This window comes from Pseudomonas sp. WS 5146 (assembly GCF_012985495.1).
Lineage (GTDB): Bacteria > Pseudomonadota > Gammaproteobacteria > Pseudomonadales > Pseudomonadaceae > Aquipseudomonas > Aquipseudomonas edaphica.
Genome location: NZ_JAAQWL010000005.1, coordinates 251,643 through 264,152, shown reverse-complemented (window position 1 = coordinate 264,152; position 12,510 = coordinate 251,643). Strand labels below are relative to the sequence as shown.

Genomic DNA, 12,510 nt, shown 5'->3' with positions numbered 1-12,510 from the left:
AAAGAACTGCGACAAAAAATATCCCCACATAAAAAAGCCCCGAACCAGTCGGGGCTTCACGCTGAGGGTGCGGCCTCAGTTAAAGCAGCTTAGCGAACCCCATCCTGGCGCAAGGCCGCCGGGGAGAAGTCTGCGGTGGAAGCGGTGAAACCGAAGTCATAGGCCTGCTTCTCTTCGTTCTTCATGCCCAGGGCCAGGTAGCGGCCGGACTGCAGGTCGTAGAGGGTTTCGATGGCGTACCACGGCACTTGCTTGTCGTAGTAGTTCTCGGCATGGGCTTCGGCGACGCGCCACAGTTGGCCACGACCGTCATAGTGGTCGATGACCGCCGCTTGCCAGGTGTCTTCGTCGATGAAGAAATCACGCTTGGCATAGATGTGGCGCTGGCCTTCCTTCAGGGTCGCAACCACGTGCCAGACGCGGCGCAGCTCGTAGCGAGCCAGGTCCTGGTTGATGTGGCCGGCCTTGATGATGTCGGCGTACTTGAGCTTCGGATCGTCGATTTTGTAGCTGTTGGAGGCAATGTAGATTTCTTTCTTGCCTTCGAGCTTCCAGTCGTAGCGATCCGGGGCACCGTTGTACATGTCGAGGTTGTCGGAGGTACGCAGGCCATCGGCGGCGGTACCTGGCCCGTCATAGGACACTTGCGGCGCCCGGCGCACACGGCGCTGGCCGGCGTTGTAGACCCACGCCGAACGCGGCTCTTTCACCTGGTCCAGGGTTTCGTGCACCAGCAGCACGCCACCGGCCAGACGCGCCGGTGCAGTCACTTGCTGCTTGAAGTAGAACAGCACGTTGCCCGGGTTTTTCGGGTCGTAGTCCTTCATTTTGTCGCGGAACACGAACTGATCGCGGAAGTACACCAGGCTGAACGAGCCATTGGTTTGCGGCGTGGCCTGGGTTACCAGGCGTGTCACGCTGCCACCGCGATAGCGGGTGATGTGGTTCCAGATGACTTCCACGCCGCTTTTGGGAATCGGGAACGGAATCGCGGTTTCGAAGTTTTCCAGGCCGTTGCCGCCGGACACCAGGTTGGTGCTGGTGGCGTTCTTCTTGATCGAGGCAAACACATCGGCCGGCACGGTAGCACCGCGATGGGTCGGGTAGACCGGCATCTTGAAAGTGTCAGGGTAGCGCTTGAACATCGCGTACTGCCCCGGCGCCAACTTGTCTTTGTACTGCTCGACGTTCTGCGCGGTGATGGTGAACTGCGGCTGTTCGCTGGCATACGGGTTAGCCAGGAAGCCACGGGCATCCACGGCGCCGGCATTGGTAGGCAGCGGCGACCATTTAGGAATGGTGCCGGCCGCGTTACCGGCCATTTCAGCGCCCATCGGCGTCAGGGTCGTGCCCAACTTGGCGGCTTCATCCGCCGAGACTGCCGCCATGACGTTGCTCGCCAGGATCGACAGCCCAAGCACACCCACGTGCAACAGACTTTTAGTTATTTTCATGTTCTGGTTCTTCCTGAAAACAGACTGCTTAAAGAGGTTGTGCTTAGAAGTTCACGCCGGCGCTCAGCGCGATGAAGTCACGGTCATCCACGGTGGTGAACTTGCCACCAAAGAAGTTGGTGTAGTTGAGGCTGACGGTGTAGGTGTTCTGGTACTCGGCATCCACACCCAGGCTGACGGCCTTGCGACCTTCTTCAAAGTTGCCGCCAGGGCCAGGCGAATAACCTTTGACGTCATGGGACCAGGCCACGTTGGGCTTGAGGTTCACACCGGCAAACACATCCGGGTATTCCCAAATGGCCCGGGCGCGATAACCCCAGGACGTGGCGGTGGTGTAGCCGTCGTTGTTGCAATTGGTGTTCAGGCCGGACGCATTGGGCAGGCCTGCGCCGTTGGCTGTCGAATTGTTAAGCGCATTGCAGAAGCCGCCGGGTAGCGTGCCAGGGCCGAAGACCGGATCACGGCCATAACGTGCCTGGTTTTTGCTCTCCAGGCCGCCCACATGGGTCACGCCGATTTCGCCCACGGTTGTCAGGCGAGAAGCGCCCATGACCTGGTCGAAGAAGTGCGTGAAGGTGGTCTGGAACTGGGTCACTTCCTTACGGTTGTAGCCGTGCAGGTCCTGGCCCGGTGTGCCCTTGAGCACCGATGCATTGCCAAAGCCCGGAATCGGCGTGACGCCCGCGTACAGGATATCGGTGGTGCTCAGTTGCACCGGCGCGTTTGGCCGGTAGCTCAATTCACCACTCCAGGCGGTGCCGGTAGGTAGCGTGGTGGAGAAGCTCAAGCCGTAGAGGCGGATATCTTCCGGGTACTCAACAAAGTACTGGGAGCTGCCTGCCACGATCAACGGACGCAAAGCCGCCAGCGGCCCCAGCGGACGGGTGTAGGCCGAGTTTGGCGCGCCGGTGGCGCTGAAGATCGGCGCACGGCTGTGATAGTTCATGAAGTACGCACCGAACTCCGTGTCCAGCGGCTCGAAGTTGTAGTGCATGGCCACGCCGAACTGGCCGCTGTCGCGTGCATCACGGTCACCGCCGCGACGTACCAGCACACCTTCGTTGTTCACGTCCACGCCCAGGGCGTTAAGGGTGGGCAAGGCCGCGCCAGGGATGGTGGAGCGCTTGTTCAGCACCCGCAGGTTATTGCTGCAACCATCCGAGATGACGTCCGGCTGGGAGAAGAATGTGCCGCAGTTATCGGTGACGGTCTGGTCCCACTCCAGCTGATAAAACGCTTCTGCGGACAGGTTATCGGTCAGGGTCTGCGAGACGTAGAACATGTTGACCGGAATCAAGCCTTCCTTGATCTCGGCGCCCGGACGACGGAACGCGGACACGTCGATCGGGTTGATGGAGTTGATACCGCCACCAATGAAGGTGCTTTCACCCCAGCTCACCACCTGCTTGCCAAACCGCACGTTACCCGGCTGATCGGCGATGGTGTAGTTGTGGTAGATGAAGGCATCGAGGATCTGCCCACCGGAAGACTTGGCGCCCTCTTTGCGGTTGTTGTTGCTGACGTTCTTGAAGTCCAGGTCTTCGTTTTGCAGCGCGAAGTCATACCAGTACTTGCCACGCACAAAGATGCCGGTGTCGCCATATTTCAACTCAAGGTCATGGATACCCTTGAAGATCTTCGAGAAGGAATCGCCCTTGTCGAAGTTCAAGTGGCCGTCATCGGAGGTCTGCGACAACCCCCTGCCACCGTTGTTGGCACCGATCAGGTCTTTATTGCGACCGGCAGTCGACCAGCTCGCCCCCACCGACAGGGATGAGTCGAAGCTGCCTTCGATTTCACCGATGTTGAAACTGACGCCGAATGCGGGCCCGGCGAGCGTAGAAGCGAGACTGACGGCCAGGGGCAGTCTTGCCCGGCGCCAGAACTGGTTTACTGAGGTCATCGACGCTACTCCATGTGCATTATTGTTATGGCAGTGAGTTCTTTCTTCTGGATGCATGTAACGGCCGGAATACAACGATCCCAATGCCGAACGGCAACCGGGCCCCCATGGCCCGCAGCGCAACATCCGTGAAAAACTCTGAGTGGGACTATAGCCAGCAGGGGGTAGCGCTTGATCCCTCTAAAGTGTGATTTGCATCACCAACCTGTCTGCCACAACCCTTTCGCCACGCCGACGAAGGCCGGCGCGGGAAGGATGGCTGAAAATTCTGAAATCACAAGTGAAGCCGCGAGTTAGAGCATTGCCGCGCCCGAACGGGCGCGGCGAAGGGGGTCAGAGCGTGGACAGAAACGTACTGTTGTTGGCCTGCCACTCGATGATGTCAACGCGGATACGTTTTTTGTCGAGTTTGCCGACACTGGTCTTGGGAATTTCAGTAACAACGGCGATCTGGCTTGGAATCGCCCACTTGCTCAAGTGCCCCAACTCCACGAACGGCTTGAGGTGCTCCTTAAGCTCTCGGGCACCTATCACATGGCCATCACGCACCACCAGCAACGCAAACGGGCGCTCGCCCCATTGCGGGTCGGCGATGCCCACCACCGCTACTTCGCGTACCGCCGGGTGACGGCTGACCAGATCTTCGAGGGCCAATGACGAAATCCACTCGCCGCCGGTCTTGATCACGTCCTTGATGCGGTCGCGAATATCGATCACGCCAAACGCGTCCAGGGTGGCCACGTCACCGGTGTGCATCCAGCCGCCTTCCCACAGTTCGGCGCCCTTTTGCGGCTCATTGAAATAACCTTCACTGAGCCACGGCGCACGCAGCACCAGTTCACCCTGGGACTCGCCGTCGGCGGGCAAAAAGTTGCCGTCGCCGTCGATAATTGCCGCTTCCACCAACGGCCCGGGCACGCCGGCCTTGATGCGGTAGGTGGTGCGCTCGTCTTCGGTGCCGGCCATCAACTCTTCGTTGAGATGGGCGCAGGACACCAGCGGCCCGGTTTCGGACATGCCATACGCGGCCGTCAGCTGAATGCCCCGCGCCTTGGACGCTTCATACAACGTGCGGTTGAGCGCGCTGCCGCCGATGACGATTTTCCAGCCGCCAAAATCCACGTTTTGGGCGGCCTTGGCGTTGAGCACCATTTGCAGGATGGTCGGCACACAGTGGGAGAAGGTGACCTTTTCTTTGCGCCACAGCTCCACCAGGTATTCCGGGTCGTAACGGCCGGGGTAGACCTGCTTCAAACCGAGCATGGTTGCCACATACGGCAAGCCCCAGGCGTGGACGTGGAACATCGGTGTGATCGGCATGTACACGTCGTTGGTGCCCAGCAGGCGCACGCTGTCGACACTGCCCATGATGGTGGCCACGCCCATGGTGTGCAGCACCAACTGGCGATGGGTGAAGTACACACCCTTGGGGTTGCCGGTGGTGCCGGTGGTGTAGAAGGTGGTGGCGACGGAGTTTTCGTCGAAGTCCTGGAAGTCGTACTTGGGGCTGGCGGCCGCCAGCAGGGTTTCGTACTCGCCGACCAGGTTCGGCAACTCGGCAGTCTTGGCGTCAGCGTCGGTGAGCAGCAAGGTCTTGTCGACGGTGGTCAGGTGCCCGGCAATCGCCTGGTAGAGCCCCACGAACTCGCTGTTGACCAGCACAAAGCGGTCCTCGGCGTGATTCATGGTGTAGAGAATCTGTTCCGGCGACAGGCGCACGTTGATGGTGTGGATCACCGCGCCGATCATCGGGATGGCGAACATGCACTCCAGGTAACGGTGGCTGTCCCAGTCCATGACTGCCACGGTGTCACCGGCCTTGACCCCGGCTTGGGTCAGCACATTGGCCAGGCGCGCGACCCGCTCGATCAGGGTTGGGTAGGTGTAACGCAGCTTGTCGCGGTAGATGATTTCCCGGGTCTTCTCGTAACGCGCCCCGGACATCAACAGGCGTTTGATCAACAACGGGTATTGGTAAGCGCCTTCGGCGGGCGGGATAACACGGGTCTGCAACATACGAATCCCTTATCTGACTGCACGGTCTTGGCTAAGACCTGCACTGTAGAGCGCTAATGTTTCAGCCAAATCAGCCAAAGGAATGATTTGCAGCGGCCAATGAATGCTAGCTTTGCGCCACTACTGGAGCCTTATAGCGATTCCCTGTGGGAGCTGGCTTGCCTGCGATAGCGTCGCCTCGGTGCAACTGATACACCGAGGCGCCTGCATCGCGGGCAAGCCCGGCTCCCACAGTGGCCGTGTGTTACCCGTGTGGCTTTATTTCATGCTGGTAAACGCCAACTTCACACCAATGGCAATCAGCACCGCGCCCATGGTCCGATCAAACCAATGCCCCATCCGCGCAAACCCGGCGCGCACGCGCTGCTGGCTGAACAGCATGGCCACCAGGCAGAACCACAACGCCGTCGCCACTGCCAGGTACACACCGTAACCAGCCTGGATCGCCAGTGGCGTGTGCGGGTTGATCACCACCGTGAACAGCGACAGGAAGAACAGCGTGGCCTTCGGGTTCAAGCCATTGGTGACGAACCCTGCGGTAAACGCCCCGCGTGGGGTGCGCTCGCCGACTTCACGGTGCAACTCGCCCTCGGCGGGCGGCTTGGCCGGCTGCGCGCGCAAAGCCTTGAAGCCGATGTACAGCAGGTACGCAGCGGCGGCCCACTTCAGCGCGTTGAACAGCACAATGGACTGCGACACGATCAAGCCGATGCCCAGCAGCGAGTACCCCACGTGCAGGAAAATCGCCGAGCCCACGCCCAGCGCAGTCCAGGTGCCGGCGCGACGGCCATGGGTAACACTTTCACGCACCACCACGGCGAAATCCGGGCCGGGGCTGGCCACTGCCAACAAGTGAATCAGGGCTACGGTCAAAAACTCGGCGACGTACATGCTCACTCCATTAAGTAACTGATTATTTCATCTGATAGGCTCGGCAGATTACGCCTTCGAACCTCGTCGCAAAAGGTACAGTTGAGAATGAACAATCGCCGCGCCGTCTTCCTTGATCACCCGTCCCTGGACCTGGGCGACCTCGACCTCAGCGAGCTGCGCAACAGCTTCAGTGATTTGCAGCTGTTCACCGACACCACGCCACAGAATGTGCTTGAACGCGTGCAAGGCGCCCAGGTGGTGATCAGTAACAAGATCCCCCTCAACGCGCAAACCCTGGCGGCCTGCCCTGAGCTCAAGCTGATCCTGGTGTCGGCCACCGGCACCAACAACATCGACCTCCACGCCGCCCGCGCACACGGCATTACCGTGAGTAATTGCCACGGCTACGGCACGCCATCGGTGGCGCAACACACGATCATGCTGCTGCTCAACCTGGCGACGCGTCTGAAGGACTATCAACAGGATGTAACGGCAGGCAAATGGCAACAGGCCAAGCAGTTCTGCCTGCTGGACTACCCGATTGTCGAGCTGGAAGGCAAAACCCTCGGCCTGCTCGGCCATGGTGAACTGGGCGGCGCGGTGGCACGCCTGGCCGAAGCTTTTGGCATGCGCGTGGTGCTCGGCGCCATTCCCGGGCGCCCTGCCCGCGCCGACCGCGTGCCGCTGGATGAGTTGCTCGCACAGGTCGACGCGCTGACCTTGCACTGCCCGCTCAATGAACACACTCGCGACTTTATCGGCACCCGTGAACTGGCACTGCTCAAGCCGGGCGCGTTTATCGTCAACACCGCGCGTGGTGGTTTGATCAACGAACAGGCGCTGGCAGATGCCTTGCGCAGCGGCCATTTGGGCGGCGCGGCCACCGACGTGCTGAGCGTGGAACCACCCGTGAATGGCAACCCGTTGCTGGCCGGCGACATTCCCCGCTTGATCGTCACCCCGCACAACGCCTGGGGCAGTCGCGAAGCGCGCCAGCGTATCGTCGGCCAACTGGCTGAAAACGCCCGAGGCTTTTTCAGCGGTGCCCCGCTGCGCGTCGTCAGTTGATAAACTGCGCCCCTTTTCAAGGAGCAGACTATGGATCCGCGCAGTGAAGTACTGCTTCGTCAGGCCGAACTTTTTCAAGGCAACCTGCTGCTGGTAGGTTTGCCCGCTGACGACTTGCTCGGCCGACTGCCCAATGCCCACGGCTGGAGCTGGCATGCCGGCGATCAGGCCGCACTGGATGCGCGCTTTCCCGAGCGCAGCCAGTTCGGCGTGAACTTGCCCGAACGCGGGTTTGATGCGGCAGTGATTTTCCTTCCAAAATCCAAAGACCTCACCGACTACCTGCTCAACGCCGTGGCCGCACGCTTGCCCGGCGCCGAGCTGTTTTTGGTCGGGGAGAAAAAGGGCGGCATCGAAAGTGCCGCCAAGCAGATGATTCCGTACGGCAAGCCGCGCAAGCTCGACAACGCGCGGCATTGCCAGCTGTGGCAAGTCACCGTGGCCAACGCCCCGCAAGCGGTCGAGCTGGAAAGCCTGGCGCAAGTCTTCGAGGTGCCGCTGGCCGAAGGGCCGCTGAAGGTGGTGAGCCTGCCCGGCGTGTTCAGCCATGGTCGCCTGGATCGCGGCACCGAGCTGCTGCTGGAGCATCTGGATAAGTTGCCGAGCGGGCATCTGCTCGACTTTGGTTGCGGCGCCGGCGTGCTCGGGGCTGCGGTCAAGCGCCGTTACCCGCATAACAGCGTGACGATGCTCGATGTGGACGCCTTCGCCGCCGCCAGCAGCCGCCTGACTCTGGCGGCCAACGGTCTGGAAGCCGAGGTGTTGACCGGTGACGGTATCGACGCCGCGCCGATGGGTTTGAACGCGATTTTAAGCAACCCGCCGTTCCATGTCGGTGTACATACGGATTATTTCGCTACGGAAAACCTGCTGCGAAAAGCGGCGAAACACCTGGCAAAAGGTGGCGAACTTCGCTTGGTCGCCAACAGTTTCCTCAAGTATCAACCGCTGATCGAAGAGCACTTGGGCGTGTGTGCGATCAAGGCCGAGGGCAATGGTTTTCGCATTTACCGTGCCAAACGCGGCTGAGGGCGAATTGAAAAAGAACGCTTGCCGAATGGGTTTTGCCTAGGCAGAATCCGCTCCGTCCTAGGGGAGTAGTCTCCCACGAGCGCCATGCTCGTCCGGCATACGTCAACATACTTGGTCAACAGACCATGGCGTATGCGACCCAGGAGTCCGCACAGACGGACCGGGGTTTGACAAGACCTATGACACGCACACCTTACCCGGGGCGGGAAGGCTGTACGTGTCATAGCCGTGTCGGCCCGCCCCTGGAAACCTACCTGATGCTGGATTCATTACTCGTTCCTACCGCAATCGTTGCCTTGGCCGAAATCGGCGACAAGACGCAACTGCTCGCGCTCATCCTTGCCGCACGCTTTCGCAAACCCTGGCCGATCATCGCCGGCATTGTCGCCGCGACCCTGGCCAACCATGCGGCCGCCGGTGCCGTGGGGGCCTGGTTCGGCAGTTTCTTCTCGGATGCGGTGTTGCACTGGATCCTCGCAGCGAGCTTCTGTGCCACCGCGCTGTGGACTTTGGTGCCGGACAAACTCGACGATGACGAAGCCAGTACCACGCGCAAGTTCGGGCCGTTCCTGACCACGCTGATTGCGTTCTTCCTCGCCGAAATCGGTGACAAGACCCAGATCGCCACGGTGATGCTGGCGGCGCAGTACCCGGAGTTGTGGCTGGTGATTATCGGCACCACGCTGGGCATGCTGATTGCCAACGTGCCGGTGGTATTGGCGGGGAATTTTGCGGCGGAAAAACTGCCGCTGACTTTGATTCGTCGACTGGCGGCTACGGCGTTTTTCGTCCTGGCGGTGGTGGCGGTGTACAAGGCCATGCAAAGCAGCGGCTGGATCTAAACCCGATGTAAACCTGTGGGAGCTGGCTTGCCTGCGATGGCATCACCTCGGTACACCTTACAAACCGAGTCGCCTGCATCGCGGGCAAGCCCGGCTCCCACACTGGACCGCGTTAACTCAGGACTTTTTGGCCTGCTGGTACAGCGGCATCACCTTCGGAATCGCCGCCTGCAACGAGGCGATTCGGCTGTCGGAGGCCGGGTGAGTGCTCATGAACTCCGGTGTCCCGCCCTGGGAAGCCTTGGCCATCTTGTTCCACAAGGTGATCGCGGCATTCGGGTTGTAGCCGGCGCGGGCCGAAAGCTCCAGGCCGATCAGGTCGGCTTCATTCTCGTTGCCGCGACTGTTGGGCAACGTCAGGCCGTATTTAACGGCAGCATCACCAATCGCCATACTGTCTTGGCCCAACCCCAACAAGGCTGAGGCGCCCTGCTTGGCCATTTCGATACCGTACGCTTTGGACATGGCCTCACGACTGTGCTCGCGCAAGGCGTGGGCGATTTCATGCCCCATCACCGCCGCCAACTCGTCATCGGTCAATTTGAGGTCGTCGATCAGCGCGCTGTATACGAATATCTTGCCGCCTGGCCCGCAGTTAGCGTTGATCTCGTCGCTTTTGATCAGGTTCACTTCCCATTGCCACTGCGCCGCGTCCGGGCGGAACGCCGGTACTTGCACGATCAAACGCTTGGCAATCGCCTGCACGCGCTTGGCGTTGGCACTCGTCTTGTCGACGACACCTTTGCTGCTCGCCTCGCCCAAGGTCTTTTGATAGGACTGGGCATACATCTGGTCGACTTCCTGACTCGACAACAGGCTGTACATATATTGCTTGCGCTCAACGCCAACGGCACCGCCACTGGTGGTGTTGACCACCTGGCAACCGGCCAGCAGCATCGCTGCACTGAGTACACTTACCACCAATGACTTTTTCATGACGCTCTCCCTGAAATCCTGGCGCGTATCCTAGGCGGTCATGTGTATCTGCGCCAGATACACACGACGTGTAACCACTAACTTTCAGATACATCCCACACACCCACAGCGGCGGCGAACTGCCCGTTTGCGACATCTCGCACTATTTCGCCCGCCAAGCCTTAAGCCTCCAGTGCCCATGGCCGATACAAAAAGGCAGCCCACCTGCCCTGCGCCTGGAGCCTCCATGAAATTCAAGTCGATTCAGTTTTCTGTCGCCGCATTGACCGGGGCCATCGTGCTGAGTGTGGTCGCAGTGCTGGTGCTCTATGCAGTGTTTGCCGGTGCCCGCACCCAGGAGCTGGTGCAGGAGCGCACCCAGGCGCAATTTGAGCAGATCATCGAGCAGCGCCTCACCGCTTTGGCGCAAACCCAGGCCACGCTGGTCCAGCGCGAACTGGAGGCACCACTGGTGACCGCCAAAGGCCTGGCCACCGCCAATGCCCTGCTGGCGATGAAAGACGCCAAGGGCGAACCCGCGCTGCAGGTCGGCCGCGAGCAATTGATCAACCTGCTGCATGAAACCGTGGTGCGCAACCCGAAAATCCTCGGCGCCTACATCGGCTGGGAGCCCAATGCCATCGACCATAACGACGCTGCCTACGTGAACACCGCGATTGTCGGCATGGGCACCGACGGCCGTTTCCTGCCGTGGTGGTACCGCAACGCCGATGGCAGCCTGGGCCTGGATAAGCTCGCTGACGTCAACGATCAGAAGATCCTGTCAACCGGCGTGCGCGCCAGTGAGTACTACCTGTGCTCCAAAGAGAGCAAGAAGCCCTGCGCCATCGACCCGGCGCCTTATAAAGTCGGGAATGCGATGGTGATGCTCGCCTCGTTTATCGAACCGATCATGGTCGACGGCACGTTCCAGGGCATCGTCGGCGCCGACCTGTCGGTGAACTTCATCCAGGACATGCTCACCCGCGCCGACCAGAACCTGTACAACGGCGCCGGCGAACTGGCGCTGATCTCCAGCAACGGTCGCCTGGTGGCCTATACCAAGGACGCCAGCAAGCTTGGCGAAAAAGCCAGCGACCTGCTCGACAGCAACGAGCTGGCCAACCTCGGCCAGTTGAAAGTCGGCGAAGTGCGCTACGACATCGACAAGGAGCACGGGCATATCGAGCTGTTCCTGCCCTTCAACATCGGCCAGGCCGAAGCGCGCTGGACCTTGATGCTGCAACTGCCGCTGAGTGCGGTAATGGCCGACTCGCAGAAGCTGCAAGGCGACCTGCAAGCCCAGCGCAAGACCGACACCTTCGGCATGGCCATGGTCGGCCTGTTGATCGCCGGTATCGGTTTGCTGGTGATCTGGCTGGTGGGCCATGGCATCGCCCGCCCGCTCAAGCAAATGGTGGCCATGCTCAACGATATCGCCCAGGGCGAAGGCGACCTTACCCGCCGCCTCACCAGTGATCGCTCCGATGAGCTGGGCGCGATTGCCAACGGCTTTAATACCTTCCTGATCAAGTTGCAGGGCATGATCACTCAGGTCGTGAGTTCGGTGCAGAAGGTCAGCGACTCGTCGGAACACACCGCCGACATCGCGATTCGCACCAACCAGGGCGTGCATAAACAGATGGTCGAGATCGACCAGGTGGCCACCGCTGTGCACGAAATGACCGCCACTGCGCAAGACGTGGCACGCAACGCCACCCAGGCCGCGCAAGCCGCCAGCCATGCCGACCAGGCCGCAAGCCAAGGCATGCGTATTGTGCGCGACACGTCCACTTCCATCGGCGCGCTGGCTGAAGAAATCGGCAAGGCGGTCGGCGTGGTGCAAACCCTGGCCAAGGACAGCGAAAATATCAACGCGATCCTCACGGCGATTCGCGGGATTGCCGAGCAGACCAACCTGCTGGCGCTCAACGCCGCCATCGAAGCGGCCCGCGCCGGTGAGCAAGGGCGTGGCTTTGCGGTGGTGGCCGATGAGGTGCGCAACCTGGCGCAGAAAACCCAAAAAGCCACCGAAGAAATCCAGACCATGATCCAGCAGCTGCAACAAGGCACGCGGGATGTGGTGCGGGTGATGGAAGACAGCCAGCACCGCACCGACGAAAGCGTGCAGCACGCGGCGAAGGCGGCCGAAGCGCTGGAGACCATTACCCAGGCGGTGTCGGTGATCAACGACATGAACACGCAAATCGCCAGCGCGGCCGAAGAGCAGAGCGCCGTGGCCGAGGACATCAATCGCAATGTGATCAATATCGGCCAGGTGGCCAATGAGGTGGCGGGCGGTGCGGATGAGTCCAGCGCAGCGAGTGCGGACCTGACCAAGTTGGCGGAGCAGCAGCGGCGGTTGATCAATCAGTTCAAGGTCTGAGGCCGCTATCGCAGCGATGCG

General features: G+C 60.7%; 9 protein-coding genes, 1 pseudogene and 1 riboswitch. Of the genes and pseudogenes, 5 read left to right on the top strand and 5 right to left on the bottom strand.

The annotated features are described in order from the left end of the window. Positions 1 to 89: 89 nt before the first annotated feature. The 4 genes from HBO41_RS15985 to HBO41_RS15970 all read right to left on the bottom strand — a co-directional run bounded on the left by HBO41_RS15985 (position 90) and on the right by HBO41_RS15970 (position 6,264). Positions 90 to 1,454: a DUF1329 domain-containing protein gene (locus HBO41_RS15985; protein WP_017138204.1), complete on the bottom strand. Its 1,365-nt coding sequence runs from the start codon at positions 1,452 to 1,454 to the stop codon at positions 90 to 92. Positions 1,455 to 1,497: 43 nt separating this feature from the next. Then, entirely contained in the window at positions 1,498 to 3,357 is a 1,860-nt protein-coding gene (locus HBO41_RS15980; protein WP_017138205.1) for a DUF1302 domain-containing protein, read from the bottom strand. A 333-nt stretch (positions 3,358 to 3,690) separates the two neighbouring features. Further along, positions 3,691 to 5,373 (bottom strand): fatty acid--CoA ligase, encoded by a 1,683-nt coding sequence (locus HBO41_RS15975; protein ID WP_017138206.1) that lies wholly within the window; start codon positions 5,371 to 5,373, stop codon positions 3,691 to 3,693. Positions 5,374 to 5,631: 258 nt separating this feature from the next. Beyond that, entirely contained in the window at positions 5,632 to 6,264 is a 633-nt protein-coding gene (locus HBO41_RS15970; RefSeq protein ID WP_056859000.1) for a LysE family translocator, read from the bottom strand. Between the two features lie 87 nt (positions 6,265 to 6,351). Here HBO41_RS15970 and HBO41_RS15965 point away from each other — a divergent pair, with 87 nt between their 5' ends. The 3 genes from HBO41_RS15965 (at position 6,352) to HBO41_RS15955 (ending at position 9,188) form a co-directional block, all read left to right on the top strand. After that, positions 6,352 to 7,314 (top strand): 2-hydroxyacid dehydrogenase, encoded by a 963-nt coding sequence (locus tag HBO41_RS15965; RefSeq protein WP_169986912.1) that lies wholly within the window; start codon positions 6,352 to 6,354, stop codon positions 7,312 to 7,314. Positions 7,315 to 7,344: 30 nt separating this feature from the next. Then, positions 7,345 to 8,343, top strand: coding sequence for a class I SAM-dependent methyltransferase (locus HBO41_RS15960; protein WP_169986910.1), 999 nt, complete (start codon positions 7,345 to 7,347; stop codon positions 8,341 to 8,343). A gap of 51 nt (positions 8,344 to 8,394) precedes the next feature. After that, a riboswitch (yybP-ykoY riboswitch) is annotated at positions 8,395 to 8,514 on the top strand. Between the two features lie 89 nt (positions 8,515 to 8,603). Then, complete coding sequence (locus tag HBO41_RS15955) at positions 8,604 to 9,188, top strand: TMEM165/GDT1 family protein (RefSeq protein ID WP_016974259.1); 585 nt, start codon at positions 8,604 to 8,606, stop codon at positions 9,186 to 9,188. 117 nt (positions 9,189 to 9,305) lie between these two features. Here the strand turns inward: HBO41_RS15955 and HBO41_RS15950 are convergent, their stop codons facing one another. Next, a complete protein-coding gene (locus HBO41_RS15950; protein ID WP_017138210.1) occupies positions 9,306 to 10,124 on the bottom strand; it encodes a M48 family metallopeptidase in 819 nt (272 codons plus the stop codon). Between the two features lie 40 nt (positions 10,125 to 10,164). Between HBO41_RS15950 and HBO41_RS29885 the strand changes: the two are divergent. Together HBO41_RS29885 and HBO41_RS29880 are read left to right on the top strand one after the other, a co-directional pair. Beyond that, positions 10,165 to 11,631, top strand: a pseudogene (locus tag HBO41_RS29885) (HAMP domain-containing protein); the annotation flags it as partial. Between the two features lie 15 nt (positions 11,632 to 11,646). Continuing rightward, positions 11,647 to 12,489 carry a methyl-accepting chemotaxis protein gene (locus HBO41_RS29880; protein ID WP_370589381.1) on the top strand — a complete coding sequence of 281 codons (843 nt, stop codon included), beginning with the start codon at positions 11,647 to 11,649 and terminating at the stop codon, positions 12,487 to 12,489. The last annotated feature ends 21 nt before the right edge of the window (positions 12,490 to 12,510 follow it).

Coding starts and splice junctions, on each gene's coding strand:
- HBO41_RS15985 (WP_017138204.1), bottom strand. CDS start 1,454: ATGAAAATAACTAAAAGTCTGTTGCACGTGGGTGTGCTTGGGCTGTCG.
- HBO41_RS15980 (WP_017138205.1), bottom strand. CDS start 3,357: ATGACCTCAGTAAACCAGTTCTGGCGCCGGGCAAGACTGCCCCTGGCC.
- HBO41_RS15975 (WP_017138206.1), bottom strand. CDS start 5,373: ATGTTGCAGACCCGTGTTATCCCGCCCGCCGAAGGCGCTTACCAATAC.
- HBO41_RS15970 (WP_056859000.1), bottom strand. CDS start 6,264: ATGTACGTCGCCGAGTTTTTGACCGTAGCCCTGATTCACTTGTTGGCA.
- HBO41_RS15965 (WP_169986912.1), top strand. CDS start 6,352: ATGAACAATCGCCGCGCCGTCTTCCTTGATCACCCGTCCCTGGACCTG.
- HBO41_RS15960 (WP_169986910.1), top strand. CDS start 7,345: ATGGATCCGCGCAGTGAAGTACTGCTTCGTCAGGCCGAACTTTTTCAA.
- HBO41_RS15955 (WP_016974259.1), top strand. CDS start 8,604: ATGCTGGATTCATTACTCGTTCCTACCGCAATCGTTGCCTTGGCCGAA.
- HBO41_RS15950 (WP_017138210.1), bottom strand. CDS start 10,124: ATGAAAAAGTCATTGGTGGTAAGTGTACTCAGTGCAGCGATGCTGCTG.
- HBO41_RS29880 (WP_370589381.1), top strand. CDS start 11,647: ATGATCACTCAGGTCGTGAGTTCGGTGCAGAAGGTCAGCGACTCGTCG.